The organism is Pantoea sp. WMus005, from assembly GCF_013415305.1.
GTDB lineage: Bacteria > Pseudomonadota > Gammaproteobacteria > Enterobacterales > Enterobacteriaceae > Pantoea > Pantoea rara.
Map to the genome: position 1 here is coordinate 1 of NZ_JACBXU010000031.1, position 255 is coordinate 255.

General features: G+C 54.9%; 1 rRNA gene. It reads right to left on the reverse strand.

Features of this window, described 5'->3' with window-relative positions:
* Positions 1 to 255, reverse strand: a 23S ribosomal RNA gene (locus tag HZZ01_RS20795); the annotation flags it as partial.

Here is a 255-nt window from a genome sequence, read left to right on the forward strand (position 1 = left end):
TCGCCTTTCCCTCACGGTACTGGTTCACTATCGGTCAGTCAGGAGTATTTAGCCTTGGAGGATGGTCCCCCCATATTCAGACAGGATACCACGTGTCCCGCCTTACTCATCGAGCTCACAGCATATGCGCTTTTGTGTACGGGAGTATCACCCTGTACCCTGCGACTTTCCAGACGCTTCCACTAACACACATGCTGATTCAGGCTCTGGGCTGCTCCCCGTTCGCTCGCCGCTACTGGGGGAATCTCGGTTGAT